This window comes from Micromonospora sp. WMMD961 (assembly GCF_029626145.1).
Taxonomy (GTDB): domain Bacteria; phylum Actinomycetota; class Actinomycetes; order Mycobacteriales; family Micromonosporaceae; genus Micromonospora.
Map to the genome: position 1 here is coordinate 1,206,305 of NZ_JARUBJ010000002.1, position 13,271 is coordinate 1,219,575.

The 13,271-nt window shown below is 69.3% G+C and carries 12 protein-coding genes and 1 pseudogene; 3 read left to right on the forward strand and 10 right to left on the reverse strand.

The window, feature by feature from the left end:
• Positions 1 to 144: 144 nt before the first annotated feature.
• The 5 genes and pseudogenes from O7614_RS05855 to O7614_RS05875 all read right to left on the reverse strand — a co-directional run bounded on the left by O7614_RS05855 (position 145) and on the right by O7614_RS05875 (position 5,909).
• Positions 145 to 1,878 (reverse strand): ABC transporter ATP-binding protein, encoded by a 1,734-nt coding sequence (locus O7614_RS05855; RefSeq protein WP_278137462.1) that lies wholly within the window; start codon positions 1,876 to 1,878, stop codon positions 145 to 147.
• On the reverse strand, positions 1,872 to 2,354 hold the full coding sequence (locus O7614_RS05860) for a MarR family transcriptional regulator (RefSeq protein ID WP_278137463.1): 483 nt from the start codon (positions 2,352 to 2,354) through the stop codon (positions 1,872 to 1,874). The genes O7614_RS05855 and O7614_RS05860 overlap by 7 nt, the downstream gene beginning before the upstream one ends.
• 25 nt (positions 2,355 to 2,379) lie before the next feature.
• A pseudogene (locus tag O7614_RS05865) lies at positions 2,380 to 2,490 on the reverse strand (DoxX family protein); the annotation flags it as partial.
• 116 nt (positions 2,491 to 2,606) lie between these two features.
• A complete protein-coding gene (locus O7614_RS05870) occupies positions 2,607 to 4,046 on the reverse strand; it encodes a GuaB1 family IMP dehydrogenase-related protein (RefSeq protein ID WP_278137464.1) in 1,440 nt (479 codons plus the stop codon).
• 108 nt (positions 4,047 to 4,154) lie between these two features.
• Complete coding sequence (locus tag O7614_RS05875; protein WP_278137465.1) at positions 4,155 to 5,909, reverse strand: biotin carboxylase N-terminal domain-containing protein; 1,755 nt, start codon at positions 5,907 to 5,909, stop codon at positions 4,155 to 4,157.
• 148 nt (positions 5,910 to 6,057) lie between these two features.
• Between O7614_RS05875 and O7614_RS05880 the strand changes: the two genes are divergently transcribed.
• The 3 genes from O7614_RS05880 (at position 6,058) to O7614_RS05890 (ending at position 8,598) form a co-directional block, all read left to right on the forward strand.
• Complete coding sequence (locus O7614_RS05880) at positions 6,058 to 6,669, forward strand: PadR family transcriptional regulator (protein WP_278142164.1); 612 nt, start codon at positions 6,058 to 6,060, stop codon at positions 6,667 to 6,669.
• Between the two features lie 121 nt (positions 6,670 to 6,790).
• Positions 6,791 to 7,750, forward strand: a complete 960-nt coding sequence (locus tag O7614_RS05885) for an ATP-binding cassette domain-containing protein (RefSeq protein ID WP_278137466.1) — start codon at positions 6,791 to 6,793, stop codon at positions 7,748 to 7,750.
• 92 nt (positions 7,751 to 7,842) lie between these two features.
• Entirely contained in the window at positions 7,843 to 8,598 is a 756-nt protein-coding gene (locus O7614_RS05890; protein ID WP_088986366.1) for an ABC transporter permease, read from the forward strand.
• 128 nt (positions 8,599 to 8,726) lie between these two features.
• Here the strand turns inward: O7614_RS05890 and O7614_RS05895 are convergent, their stop codons facing one another.
• From O7614_RS05895 to O7614_RS05915, 5 genes are all read right to left on the reverse strand, one after another.
• Positions 8,727 to 9,380 (reverse strand): O-methyltransferase, encoded by a 654-nt coding sequence (locus O7614_RS05895; protein WP_278137467.1) that lies wholly within the window; start codon positions 9,378 to 9,380, stop codon positions 8,727 to 8,729.
• Positions 9,377 to 10,045 (reverse strand): Maf family protein, encoded by a 669-nt coding sequence (locus O7614_RS05900; protein ID WP_278137468.1) that lies wholly within the window; start codon positions 10,043 to 10,045, stop codon positions 9,377 to 9,379. The genes O7614_RS05895 and O7614_RS05900 overlap by 4 nt, the downstream gene beginning before the upstream one ends.
• 159 nt (positions 10,046 to 10,204) lie before the next feature.
• On the reverse strand, positions 10,205 to 11,308 hold the full coding sequence (gene mycP / locus O7614_RS05905) for a type VII secretion-associated serine protease mycosin (RefSeq protein WP_278142165.1): 1,104 nt from the start codon (positions 11,306 to 11,308) through the stop codon (positions 10,205 to 10,207).
• 53 nt (positions 11,309 to 11,361) lie between these two features.
• On the reverse strand, positions 11,362 to 12,690 hold the full coding sequence (locus O7614_RS05910) for a hypothetical protein (RefSeq protein WP_278137469.1): 1,329 nt from the start codon (positions 12,688 to 12,690) through the stop codon (positions 11,362 to 11,364).
• 47 nt (positions 12,691 to 12,737) lie between these two features.
• Positions 12,738 to 13,196 carry a hypothetical protein gene (locus O7614_RS05915; RefSeq protein WP_278137470.1) on the reverse strand — a complete coding sequence of 153 codons (459 nt, stop codon included), beginning with the start codon at positions 13,194 to 13,196 and terminating at the stop codon, positions 12,738 to 12,740.
• Positions 13,197 to 13,271 lie beyond the last annotated feature (75 nt).

Sequence of the window (13,271 nt, forward strand, 5' to 3'; positions counted from 1 at the left end):
GGCCGCCGCCCGGCCGGCCCGGAGGCAGCCGCTTCGGCGTCTGCGTGTCGCCGCCGGCCTGCTGCGTGGAGCCTCCCGGCGTCCGCCCGTCGCCGGCCGGCTTCTGACTGGGTACGGCCGCAGTGCGCGGCTCGTCGTGCTCGCTCATGCCGGCACCTCCGCCGTCTGCTGCGAGGCGACGATCTCGGCGTACGTCGGGCAGGTCTCCAACAACTCCGTGTGTCGTCCCACTCCGACGACCCCTCCGTTCTCGAGCACGATGATCTGGTCGGCATCGATGATCGTGGAAACCCGCTGGGCCACGATCACCACTGCTGAGTGAGCGGTGACCGGCCGCAACGCCGCTCTCAGCCGCGCGTCGGTGCCAAGGTCGAGCGCGGAGAACGAGTCGTCGAACAGGTAGATCTCCGGTTGCCGTACCAGTGCGCGGGCGATGGCGAGGCGCTGCCGCTGCCCACCGGAGACGGTGGTGCCACCCTGCGCGATCGGTGCGTCCAGCCCGCCGGGCATCTGCGCCACGAAGTCCCGGGCCTGGGCGATCTCCAGCGCCGCCCACAGCTCCTCGTCGGTGGCGTCCGGGTTGCCGTAGCGCAGATTGCTCGCGATCGTCCCGGTGAACAGGTAGGGCCGCTGGGGCACCAGGCCGATGCGCCGCCACAGCTCGTCGGGCGCCAGCTCCCGCACGTCCACACCGTCGACCAGCACCGTGCCCGCGGTGACGTCGACCAGGCGGGGAACCAGCGAGAGCAGGGTCGTCTTGCCGGCGCCGGTGCTGCCGATGATCGCCGTGGTGGTGCCGGGGGTGGCCCGGAAGGAGATGTCGCGCAGCACCGGCTCGACCGCTCCCGGGTACTGGAAGCGCACCCCGCGCAGCTCCAACTCGGCCCGGGTGGGCAGGTCGGTGACCGGCGTGGCGGCGGGGACCACCGAGGAGTCGGTGTCCAGCACCTCGACGATGCGTTCGGCGCAGACCGCGGCCCGGGGCACCATCATCAGCATGAAGGTGGCCATCATGACCGCCATCAGGATCTGCATCAGGTACTGCAGGAAGGCCGTCAGCGCGCCGACCTGGATCGCGTTGGCGTCCACCCGTTGCGCCCCGAACCAGAGCACCGCCACGCTGGAGACGTTCAGCACCAGCATGACCACCGGGAAGATCAGCGCCAGCAACCGGCCGGTGCGCAGCGCGGTGGCGGTCAGGTCGGCGTTGGCGACGGCGAAGCGGTCCGTCTCGTACGGCTCGCGGACGAACGCGCGGACCACGCGGATGCCGGTGATCTGCTCGCGCAGCACCCGGTTGACCGTGTCGATCCGGGTCTGCATCAGCCGGAAGCCCGGCACCATCCGGCGGATGATCGCGCCGAGCGCTATGGCCAGCACCGGCACGCTGACCAGCATCAGCCAGGACAACCCGATGTCCTCGCGCAGCGCCATGAACACGCCGCCGACGCTCATGATCGGTGCGGCGACCAGCATCGTGCAGCTCATCAGCACGAGCATCTGCACCTGCTGCACGTCGTTGGTGTTGCGGGTGATCAGCGACGGAGCTCCGAACCGGGCCACCTCACGGGCCGAGAACCTGTTGACGTGCCCGAACAGCCTGGCGCGGACGTCGCGGCCGAAGCCCATCGCGATCCGCGCGCCGAGGTAGACGGCGGCGATCGAACAGACGATCTGGATCAGGCTGACCAGCAGCATCCAACCGCCGGTGCGCACGATGTAGTCGGTGTCTCCCCGGGCCACACCCTGGTCGATGATGTCCGCGTTGAGGCTGGGCAGGTAGAGCGAGGCCATGGTGCCCACGAACTGGAGCAGCACCACCGCCAGCAGCGGTCGTTGGTAGGTGCGCAGTTGGTTGCGCAGCAGTCGGATCAGCACGCCGGATCCTTCGGTTCGGTGAGGCCTCCGGTCATCTGCGGGTCGTCCCCGCTGCCGATGACCTCCAGCAGGAACTCGCGGATCACCTGGGCCTTCTCCGGATCGGCGTCGACCGAGGTGAGCGGGCGTCCGGAGTGCATCAGCGCGCCGAGCGCGGCCACCCGTTCCCGCCCGGCGGGCGTGAGGGCCAGGCGGATGCTGCGCCGGTCGCTGTCGTCGCGCTGGCGCTCGACCAGACCGTCGCGCTCCAGCGTGTCCACGATGCCGGTGAGGGTCGCCGGCCGGACGAAGCCCTTCTCGGCGACCTGCCGGTGGGGCAGCTCGCCGTGTCGGGCGAGTGTCATCAGGGTGATCATGCCGGCCCGGGTGAGGCCGTGCTCCTCGGCGAGGTAGCGGTTCCACCGCTGCCCGACCAGGTGCCCGGCCACCACCAGCAGCCGGCCGAGCGGCACGTCCTGGAGGGTCACGAGTTCCACGGAAAGTAGATTAGCCCCCTGATAGTCAGGGGCCAAACGAAATAGCCGCAGCCGTGGCGACGAACGCGAGTTGCCCGACGGTGCGCTGCCCGAGCGGAGTGACCGGACGCCCGGCGAGGCTCAGCCTCCGGCGGGCGGCGTTGGCCCGGAAAGTCCCTCCCCAGCGTCGATCATGGAGTTGTGGTGGGTGGTTCGTTGGTCGATGCCCGTTATGTAGGGCACCACAACTCCATGATCGACCCAGATGAGGGGCTACCAGCTTGTGGGGAGGGGCATTCCTTCGGTGAAGCCGGCGGCGCTTTGGACGCCGACTAGGGCGCGGTCGTGGAACTCGGTCAGGTCCCGGGCGCCCGCGTACGTGAACGCGCTGCGTACCCCGGCGATGATCTCGTCGATCAGATCCTCCACACCGGGGCGGGCCGGGGCCAGGTACATCCGGGCCGAGGAGATGCCCTCCTCGAACACCGCCTTGCGGGCCTGGTCGTACGGGCTGTCGTCGGCGGTACGGGCGCTGACCGCCCGAGCGGACGCCATCCCGAAGCTCTCCTTGTACCGCCGGCCGTCCGCGTCCGTGTACAGGTCACCCGGGGACTCGTAGGTGCCGGCGAACCAGGAGCCGATCATCACGTTGGACGCTCCGGCCGCGAGCGCGAGCGCCACGTCCCGTGGATGCCGCACCCCGCCGTCGGCCCAGACGTGCCGGCCCAGTTCGCGGGCCGCCGCCGCGCAGTCGAGGACGGCGGAGAACTGCGGCCGGCCCACACCGGTCATCATCCGGGTGGTGCACATCGCGCCTGGTCCGACGCCGACCTTGATGATGTCCGCCCCGGCCTCGACCAGGTCGCGTACCCCCTCGGCGGTGACCACGTTGCCGGCGGCCACCGGCACTCCCGGGTCCAGCTTGCGGACCGCCTGGAGGGCCGAGATCATCCGCGCCTGGTGCCCGTGCGCGGTATCCACGACCAGGGTGTCCACCCCTGCCTCCAGCAGTGCCCGGGCTTTGCCGGTCACGTCACCGTTGATCCCGACGGCCGCCGCGATCCGCAGTCGGCCCTGGTCGTCCAGGGCCGGCGTGTAGAGGGTCGCGCGTAGCGCGCCCTGTCGGGTCAGCACCCCGACCAGCCGGCCGTCGGCGTCCACCACCGGGGCGAGCCGGCGACGGCCCGCCGAGAGCCTGTCGAACCCGGTACGCGGGTCCGCGTCCGCCGGGACGGTGTGCAACTCGGTGGACATCACGTGGCGCAGTTGAGCGAACCGGTCCACGCCCGTGGTGTCCGCCTCGGTGACCACGCCCATCGGCCGGCCGTCGTCGTCGACCACGATCACCGCACCGTGCGAGCGCTTGGGCAGCAGGTGGATGGCGTCGCCGACGGTCTCGGTCGGCCCCAGGGTGATCGGGGTGTCGTAGACCAGGTGCCGCTGCTTGACCCAGGCGACGACATTCGCCACCACCTCGATCGGGATGTCCTGCGGGATCACGGTGATCGCGCCCCGGCGGGCCACCGTCTCGGCCATCCGCCGGCCGGCGACCGCGGTCATGTTCGACACCACCAGCGGGATGGTGGTGCCGGTGCCGTCGCCGGTGGAGAGGTCGACGTCGAGCCGGGAACCCAGGTCGGAGCGGGCCGGCGCCATGAAGACGTCGGTGTAGGTCAGGTCGTGCGCGGGAACCGCGCCGTGTAGGAACCGCACCCGGCCATCATTCCCGCCCCCGGTCGCCATCGCCCACGTCGGTGCCGCAAACCACCCTCGTCGTACGGCGCTCCGTCCGACAAAGCGGACGGGAAGGCCCTCCGACCGTCAGGCGATGGTGCAGATGGCGGCACCGGCCGTGATGACCGCGCCGACCTCGGCGGCGAGGCCGCTGACCGTGCCCGCCTTGTGGGCGTGCAGCGGCTGCTCCATCTTCATCGCCTCCAGCACCACGACCAGGTCACCCTCGGCCACGGTGTCGCCGTCGGCAACCGCGATCTTGACGATGGTGCCCTGCATCGGCGAGGTGAGCGCGTCCCCACCGACCGGAGCGCCGGCCTTCGCACCGCCGCCACCGCGCCGAGTCGGCTTACGGGAGGCGGGTGCCGCGGTGGTCGTACTCCCGCCCAAGCCGGCGGGGAGGCTGACCTCGAGGCGCTTGCCGCCGACCTCGACCACGACGGTCTCGCGTTCGGCCGGCGCCTCGGCGACGCCGGCGGCGGCGGCGAACGGCGGCACGGTGTTGTGGAACTCGGTCTCGATCCACCGGGTGTGCACGGTGAACGGCTCGGCGGTGAACGCCTCGTCCCGCACGACCAGCCGGTGGAACGGCAGCGCGGTGGCCATGCCGTCGAGGACCATCTCGTCCAGCGCGCGCCGGGCGCGTTCCAGCGCCTCGGTCCGGGTCTCACCGGTGATGATCACCTTGGCGAGCAGCGAGTCGAAGTTGCCACCGATCACGTCGCCGGCCGAGATGCCGGTGTCGACCCGCACGCCGGGGCCGGTGGGCAGCCGGAGTGCGGTGACGGTGCCCGGTGCGGGCAGGAAGTTGCGGCCCGGGTCCTCGCCGTTGATCCGGAACTCGATGGAGTGCCCGCGCGGCGTCGGGTCCTCGGTGATCCGCAGCTTCTCGCCGTCGGCGATCCGGAACTGCTCGCGGACCAGGTCGATGCCGGCGGTCTCCTCGGTGACCGGGTGTTCGACCTGGAGTCGGGTGTTGACCTCCAGGAAGGAGATGGTGCCGTCCACGCCGACCAGGTATTCCACGGTGCCCGCGCCGTGGTAGCCGGCCTCGCGGCAGATCGCCTTGGCGCTGTCGTGGATCTGCGCCCGCTGGGCGTCGGTGAGGAACGGCGCGGGAGCCTCCTCGACCAGCTTCTGGTGCCGACGCTGCAACGAGCAGTCCCGGGTGCCGACGACGATCACGTTTCCGTGCTGGTCGGCGAGGACCTGCGCCTCGACGTGGCGGGGCTGGTCCAGGTAGCGCTCGACGAAGCACTCGCCCCGACCGAACGCCGCGACCGCCTCGCGGGTGGCCGACTCGAAGAGCTGCGGGATCTCCTCCATCGTGCGGGCGACCTTGAGGCCGCGACCGCCGCCACCGAAGGCGGCCTTGATGGCGACCGGCAGGCCGTGGTCGACGGCGAAGGCCATCACCTCGTCCGGGCTGGCCACCGGGTCCGGGGTGCCGGGGACCAGCGGCGCGCCGGCCCGCTGGGCGATGTGCCGGGCGGTGACCTTGTCACCCAGGTCGCGGATGGCCTGCGGGGTGGGGCCGATCCAGGTCAGCCCGGCGTCGATGACGGCCTGGGCGAAGTCGGCGTTCTCGCTGAGGAAGCCATATCCCGGGTGCACGGCGTCGGCCCCGGCCCGGGCGGCGACGTCGAGCAGCTTGTCGATGCGCAGGTAGGTCTCGGTCGCGCTGTCACCGCCGAGCGCGTACGCCTCGTCCGCGAGGGTGGCGTGCAGGGCGTCGCGGTCGGAGTCCGCGTAGACGGCGACGCTGTCGAGGCCGGCGTCGCGGCACGCACGGATCACCCGGACGGCGATCTCGCCGCGGTTGGCGATGAGTACCTTGCGCACCTTCGTGGCTCCTCCCGGGCAGGTTACTGACGGGGAGTGTATCGGCCACCCCGGCGGCCCTAACGATCGCTCAGTGTGGGATGCGGCACTGCGCCACTCCGTCTTAGTCAAACTTGGCTATTACGCTTGTGAGGTGTCTGCGACTCGAATGATGATCCTCGGTCTGGTGCGGTGGATGCAGCCCGTGCACGGCTACGACGTACGCCGTGAGCTGCTGAGCTGGAGCGCCGACAAGTGGGCCAACGTGCAGCCCGGATCGATCTACCACGCGCTGCGCAAACTCACCGAGGAAGGGCTGCTCAACGCCGTCGCGACCGAGCAGGTCGGCGCTCGTCCGGCGCGGACCACCTACGAGGTGACCGCCAAGGGGGAGGACGAGTTCGAGACGTTGCTGCGCAACCTCTGGTGGAACCTCAGCGAACCGCCCGACCCGTTCACGGCAGCGTTCTCCTTCCTGCCGGCGATGCCCCGTTCGGAGGCGGCGGCGGCCCTGCGGAACCGGGCCAACCTGCTCCGCGCCAATGTCGCCTCGATGCGTGCCTCGCTCGAGTCGGACTGGATCCGTAACGCCAAGCCGGTGCACGTCAGTTGGATGGTGGAGCTCTGGTCGGCACGCGCGGAGGCGGAGGTCGGGTGGTGCGAACGAATCGCGGAACGTGTCGAGTCCGGTGTGTCGTACCTGCCTGCTGAGCTGGAGAACGCGGATGGTTGGCCGGGGTGGCGGGACGGCGAGGAGCGGCCCGCGCCCAACGCGCAATAATCAACGTTGACTAAAAACGTTATATCGCGTTAGCCTGCTGGTGGCACAGCGGGGGAGTGCGCCGTCCGGCGTCGTCCCACTCGGCGGCCGGCTCGACCGGCCCGAACGACCAGGAGCAGAAATGATCGAGACCAGGGGGTTGCGGAAGTCGTTCCGCTCCCGCGCGGGTCGAGAGACGAAGACGGTGGACGCCGTGCGGGGCGTCGACCTCAAGGTCGCCGAGGGTGAGATCTTCGGCTTCCTCGGCCCGAACGGCGCCGGCAAGACCACCACGCTGCGGATGCTCGCCACGCTGATCGAGCCGGACGGCGGCGAAGCCACCATCGCCGGTGCCGACCTGCGCAAGGACCCGGCCGAGGTGCGCCGCCGCATCGGCTACGTCCCGCAGGGCGGCAGCACCTGGGACGAGTCCACCGCGCGTGAGGAACTGGTGCTGCACGCCCGCATGTACGGCATCGGCAAGGCCGACGCGCAACGCCGCGCCGTCCGCGCGCTGGACGCCTTCCAACTCACCGAGTACGCCGACCGCAAGTGCAAGACCTACTCCGGCGGTCAACGGCGACGGGTCGAGATCGCGCTCGGCATCATCCACGAGCCGAAGATCGTCTTCCTGGACGAGCCGACCACCGGTCTCGACCCGCAGAGCCGCGCCCACATGTGGGACGAGATCCGTCGACTGCGCAGCGACGGCATGACCGTCTTCATCACCACGCACTACCTGGACGAGGCGGACGCGCTCTGCGACCGGATCGCGATCATGGACAACGGCGAGGTCGTGGCCGAGGGCACCCCCGCCGCGCTCAAGCGGGAGATCTCCGGTGACGTGGTGCTGGTCGGGCTCGACCTGACCGCCACCCCACAGGCCGCCAAGGCCCTCGACGGCGAGCCGTTCGTCAACAAGCTGGAGACCGTCGACGAGGGCGGCCTGCGCCTCTACGTCGACGAGGGTGCCACCGCCATCCCGCAGGTGCTGCGTCGACTCGACCACGCGGGCCTGGAGCTGCGCTCGATCGAGCTGCACCGGCCCAGCCTGGACGACGTCTTCCTCACCAAGACCGGCCGCTCGCTGCGCGAGTCCTGACCACCGCTCGCTGCGCGAGTCCCGACCACCGCTCGCTGCGCGAGTCCCGACCACCGCTCGCTGCGCGAGTCCTGACCACTCGGAGACCACTCATGAAATTCGCCCGTGACACGTGGCTGATCTTCCAGCGGCAGACCCAACTGCTGCTGCGCAACCCGGTCTGGGTCTTCGTCGGCGTGTTCCAGCCGGTGATGTACCTGCTGCTCTTCGCCCCACTGCTCAAGCCGGCCCTGAACGCACCCACCCAGGCCGCCGCCTACAAGATCTTCGTACCCGGTCTGCTGGTGCTGCTGGCCATCTTCGGCGGCCTGTTCCAGGGGTTCGGCCTCATCGCCGAGCTGCGAGCCGGCGTCATCGAACGCTCCCGGGTCACCCCGATCAGCCGGCTCGCCCTGCTGCTCGGGCGCTCACTACGCGACGTGGTCTCGCTCCTCGTGCAGGCCGTCATCATCACCCTGCTGGCGCTCCTGTTCGACCTGCGGGTGTTCCTCGGTGACCTGCTGCTGGCGTACCTGATGCTGGCCCTCATCGCCCTCATGACCTCGGCCGTCTCCTACGGCGTGGCGCTCAAGGTCAAGAGCGAGGACGCGCTGGCCCCGCTGATGAACACCGTGGCGCAGCCGGTCCTGCTGTTGTCCGGCATCCTGCTGCCGCTGACGTTCGCCCCCGGCTGGTTGCAGGGCATCGCCGACTGGAACCCGTTCTCCTGGGCGGTCGACGGCACCCGAGCACTGTTCGCCGGTGACCTCGGCAGCGACAAGGTCTGGCAGGGCCTGAGCATCACCGCGGTGCTCGCCGTGCTGGGTGTCGTCTGGGCCGCGAGACAGTTCGCCCGCAGCGTCCGCTGACGCCGGCTCCGGTCTGGCCTGGGTCTGGCTTGATCGACTCGGTCTTCCTGGAAGTCGGGGCGTCCTATCGCGTGGGATGCCGCGACTTCCAGGAACCCGAGTGGGCCAAAGCGGCCGGCTGTCGCCGCTCAGCGCACCCGGGCGAGGGTGAGGCCGTCCGCGATCGGCAACATCACCGGGTCAACCCGCACGTCGGCGAGCACCTCGTCGTTGAAGGCGGCGATGGCCCGGTCGCCTTCGTCCTGCGGCGCGACGATCCGGCCGCCGCGCAGCACGTTGTCGACAGCGATCACCCCACCCGGACGCATCCGGGGCACCAACTCCGCCCAGTAGACCGGGTAGCCCGTCTTGTCCGCGTCGATGAACGCGAAATCCAGGTAGCGCTCGTGCGGCAACTGCCGCAACGTCTCCCCGGCCGGGCCGATGCGCAGCTCGATCCGGTCCTGAACACCGGCCCGAGCCCAGTAGCGCCGGGCGATGCCGGTGAACTCCTCGGAGATGTCGAAGCAGGTCAGCTGCCCACCCTCGGGCAGACCGCGGGCGATCGCCAGCGACGAGAGCCCGGTGAACGTGCCGACCTCGACGGCGTGTCGCACGTCCAGAAGTCGGGTGAGGAAGGTCAGGAAGGCCGCCTGTTCCGGCGCCACCTGCATCGTGGCGTGCTCCGGCAACACCGACCGGGTCTCCTCGGCCAGGTCCCGGATGATCTCGTCCGGCGGGGAGCCGTGTGCGACAAGATAGGCGTGCAGTTCGTCGGTGAGCGGGATCGACTTGGTGGTCATGACCGGACCGTACCGAGTGGCTCGACGGATTGGCCGCCCGGCGCGACAGTCGTCCAGAGGTCGGTGATCCGCAGATCAAGCTCGGCGAGTAGGCGTCGCAGCAACGGCATCGACAACCCGACCACCGTGCCCGGGTCACCCTCGATCCGCTCCACGAACGGCCCGCCCAGCCCGTCGATCGTGAACGCGCCGGCCACGGCCAGCGGCTCGCCACTGGCCACGTACGTCGCGATCTCGTCGTCACTGATGTCGGCGAAGTGGACAGTCGTCGAGGCGACCGCCTCCGCACGCCGCCCGGCGACCACGTCGACCAGGCAGTGCCCACTGTGCAGCACCCCACTACGCCCCCGCATCCGCTGCCACCGCCGGGTCGCGTCCGCCGGATCCGCCGGCTTGCCGAGGATCTCCCCGTCGAAGGCCAGCACCGAGTCGCAACCGACCACCAGCGTCCGCTGATCGTTGGCCGGGCTCAGCCGGGTCAGCACCGCCTGGGCCTTGAGCCGCGCCAACTCCAGGCACAACTCCTCGGCCCGGTCGGCCACCACGAGGGATTCGTCCACCCCGCTGACCAGCACATCCGGCTCAATGCCAGCGGCCTGGAGGAGCTTACGACGGGCAGGGCTCGCCGAAGCGAGCACAAGGCGAAGCGGCAAAGAGTCAGACACGAGCCCGACGTTACCGGCAACCCACCCACCAGGGCCGCCACCCGCCCCTGATCGCCCCGGGCTACTTCATCGACTCGGCTTCCTCGATATCGGGGTGTCCTGCTGGCCTGGATACCGCGACCTCAAGAAACCCGAGTCGATCAGCCTGTCGCAGACCGATCAGCGACTGATTCTGGGAGGTGGATCATCACTGCGACGCCGACGCCGCGCCACCACCGCCCAAGCGACCCCGGCAGCCACGATCACGCCCAGAGTGGCCAAACCACGCGCCGAAGCGCCGCTGCCATCATCATCCGGTCGCCGCCCGGCGGCCGTCGTCGACGGGCCAGCACCGGCCGGCGCGCTCACCGACTCAAACCCCAGCGGCGGTACGTCTGCCGTCAGCGCCGCCACGAGGTCGATCACGCCATAGCCGTACTCGTCGTCGCGCCCAGGCGGGCCCTTGTCGATAGCGGTGGCCGTGAGCCGGTGCGCTACCTCTCGCGCAGGCAGATAGGGGTATTTCGACCTGATCAATGCCGCCGCCCCAGCCACGATCGCAGTCGCGTCGGAGGTTCCGGTGCCCTTGCGGTACTTGCCGTCGAGACTCGTACTGTAGATGTCGACCGCGGGTGCGACCACGTCAATCTCCGGTCCGGTCACGGAAATGGCCGCGCGGTTCCCATTTCGGTCAATTCCACCCACCGCGACAACGCCTGGATAAGCCGCAGGGAATCTGACGAATGTATCACGGGGCTTGTTTCCTGCCCCTGCAATTACTATGACATTGGCCTGTACTGCCGCCTCTACCGCGCGTTGTAATCGAGTGCTCGGCCCTGCGACCGAAGAGATGCTGACAACCGCAGCCCCTTGGGCAATGGCGTACTCAATCGCGATCGCGAGGTGGTCGCTGTCGCCATCCTGGTCTGTTCGACTAGTTCGAATTGGCAGGATTCTGGATTCTGGGGCGATGCCGAGAGCGCCGATATTGCCCGGCCGCCCGTGAGCGGCGATTATTCCAGCCATTCCCGTGCCGTGGCTGTTCTGGTCTTGCTGGCCGTCATCTCGGCCGTCGGCGATGATGTCGGTACCGGCTAGGAGATTTTCACTCAGATCAGGGTGAGGTGCCACGCCGGTGTCCGGCACGGCCACTATCACGCCTCTGCCCTTATTGATCCTCTGCGCCTGGGTGGCATTGAGGTAGCCCAGGTGCCATTGGTCCTGACGTACCCGTTCGACACCTGTCGGAGACGGATTGCTGGGCGCTGCTGCCGGTAGGGGCAGCAGCGCAGCTGTGAGATGGAGGCAAGCCAGTAGCGCTCCGCAGGTTCTTAGGGTCAACGGTCAAGGCCTATGGCCGGACCGGGATCGATAGGATCATCCTCATTCGGCGGTCGAACAATTGGGGCGACGCCTTTGCCTGTCTCCCAAGGGTGGTCGGGGTCCCAGCGATGCGGTTCCTCGTCATACTTTGCCCGGACACCGCGTCCCGTGGACGCAGGCCCCCCAGGGCTCATGCCGCTACGGTCGGCGGAACCCAGGCCGAACGGTGACATTCCGTGGAGGGCACCTGCGCCTCGGCCGCCCCTGGGATGAGAGCCTGCGCCGCCGGTGGGTCCTGTTCCGGCGCTGCCGCCGCCGATGAGACCCCCCACTGGATTGATGCGGCGAGGTTGGTTGGCGCTAGACCCCGGTTGGCTGAGTCCCATCCCAGGCGTGCCGCCGATGAGTCCCCCGGGCGGCATTGGACGTGGTTGGGCAGAGGAGCTGCCTTTGCCCCCTGATTCGTTGCTTGGTGTATAGGCCGTATAGGGCTGCTTCCGCGGGTTATCCGGGCGATTTTCGCGTGCAGAAATGACAGGTGGTAATGGCGGTCCCCCGGCGAAGCCAGGCGTTGCAGTGATTGGCGTTGGCGAGGTAACGCCGATTGGCGGGACCGGGCTTGCGGGACTTGGGTTAATTACCCCACCTGCTCCGCCAAGGACTGGCCCGATGTTGGGACTCGTTGATGCCCCCACCAGCCCTGCGGCTGGGCTTGGTGGAGTTGTTGCGGATGGTAAAAGTGGAACTGGCACGACTGGAGGAATGATGGGTGGCCCGCCGTAGACGTCCGAGTCGCTTTGATCGACGCCAGGATTAGTCCTCGGCGCTGCTGGTGGTTTTTGGAGTGTTGCTTGGGCTTGTTGGAGTTCGCCGCTGAGGCCGAACATCATGCTCCGGGCCTGTACGTTCAGCTGTTCCAGCTCCCCATCGGCAACCGGTGGTGTGGTGACCCGGTTGCCCATTACCGCTTTCGGGTCGGCGGCGATCGAGTCGTACGCCTGCTTTTGTTGGAGCTTGGTCGCGTACACCTCGTGGATTTTGCGGAGCGCGGCGCGGGTGGTGCTGATGGCCTGGGTGGCGGCGGACAGCGCGGTGTAATTCGCGGCGGCGGCGTCGTGGGTGCGCTGGACCTTGTCGATCAGCTCGTCGAGTTCGGCGAGGTACGTGCTGGAGGCGGCGCTGGTTTCGGGTGGCCAGGCGGCGGCGAGCCCGCGCCGGTATTCCTGGAGGCGGCCGAGGTGTGTCTGGGCCAGGTCGCAGACCTTGCGCCAGCCGGCGACCTGCTTCCAGTGGTTGGCGGTGTCGTGGTCGGCGAGGCAGGCCCACATGCTGTTGACGTCCATGAGTTGCCAGTCGGTGAGGCCGGAGGTGCGGCCGGTGCCTCGTTCGATCACGGCAGGACCACCGGCCCTTCGGCGTCGGGGCTGGTCGGGTCGGCCAGCATCGGCGTTGGCCCGCCGGGTAGGACGGCGCTCGGGTCGGCGAGGGCACGCCGGACGTCGACCACCCGGGCGGCGGTGAAGGCGTCGCTGTCGGCGTAGTGGGTGGCGACCCGATCGGCGGCGGCGGCGAGGTGGCCGGTGGCGCCTCGGACGGCGTAGACCATGTCGGCGGTGGCCTGCTGTGTCTCGTGGTGTGCGTGCAGGAACGTGACCAACTCGACGAAGGCGTCGCACGGGTTGGGCAGTTTCGCGGACATGTCCTCGGCGATGTACGACAGGTGGGGCGCGTAGTTGCTCTCGACCTCGGCGGCGAGCCGGTCGGCGAAGTCGCGGAGTTGGCTGATGTCGGCCTCGATGCCGCCGTATCCGCGCAACCAGGGCGCTGGCCGACCCTCCTCAGGGATCACGGATCCTCCCTACGTGTGACGGCACCGCTTCCCTGAGTGAGGGTAACGGCTCGACGTGCCCCTGGCAGCCCCCGT

Coding starts and splice junctions, on each gene's coding strand:
- O7614_RS05890 (WP_088986366.1), top strand. CDS start 7,843: ATGAAATTCGCCCGTGACACGTGGCTGATCTTCCAGCGGCAGACCCAA.
- O7614_RS05910 (WP_278137469.1), bottom strand. CDS start 12,690: ATGGACGTCAACAGCATGTGGGCCTGCCTCGCCGACCACGACACCGCC.
- O7614_RS05885 (WP_278137466.1), top strand. CDS start 6,791: ATGATCGAGACCAGGGGGTTGCGGAAGTCGTTCCGCTCCCGCGCGGGT.
- O7614_RS05895 (WP_278137467.1), bottom strand. CDS start 9,380: ATGACCACCAAGTCGATCCCGCTCACCGACGAACTGCACGCCTATCTT.
- O7614_RS05880 (WP_278142164.1), top strand. CDS start 6,058: ATGATGATCCTCGGTCTGGTGCGGTGGATGCAGCCCGTGCACGGCTAC.